Genomic DNA, 422 nt, shown 5'->3' on the forward strand with positions numbered 1-422 from the left:
AGCGAAGACCGGACCGAAGTTGATGCCTCCGTAGGGCAAGGTGACGGCAATGCGGCGATGACCCTGCTGCACAAGGCGGTCGACCGCGGCATCGGCAACACCCTCGAAATCCATGTCGATCCACGGATAGTCGCTTCCGGAACGGCTTCGTCCGAGCGTGACGAATGGAACGCCGGCGGCTTCGAGCATGTCGATACGTGGGTCGATCGTCTGTGTGCCCGACAGTATCATTGCGTCAAACACCCCGCGCGCCACGTAGCGCTCGAGGAAGCGATGGGAATCTTCGTTGGTCGGCCGTGGCAGGACAAGCAGGTCGAGACCATGGCGGGTGAGCACCGACTGGACGCCGTCGAACACGCCCATGAAGAAATATTCGCTGCTGGGAGCATTGTCATGGTCAAGGTCCATCATGAACCCGACCG

Annotated in this window: 1 protein-coding gene; it reads right to left on the bottom strand. The window is 60.9% G+C overall.

The annotated features are described in order from the left end of the window. On the bottom strand, positions 1-411 hold a 411-nt coding region (locus AC1D0P_RS30390; protein WP_477680131.1), incomplete at its 3' end, for a type 1 periplasmic-binding domain-containing protein. Between the last annotated feature and the right edge of the window lie 11 nt (positions 412-422).

This window comes from Polaromonas sp. P1_G2 (assembly GCF_056405515.1).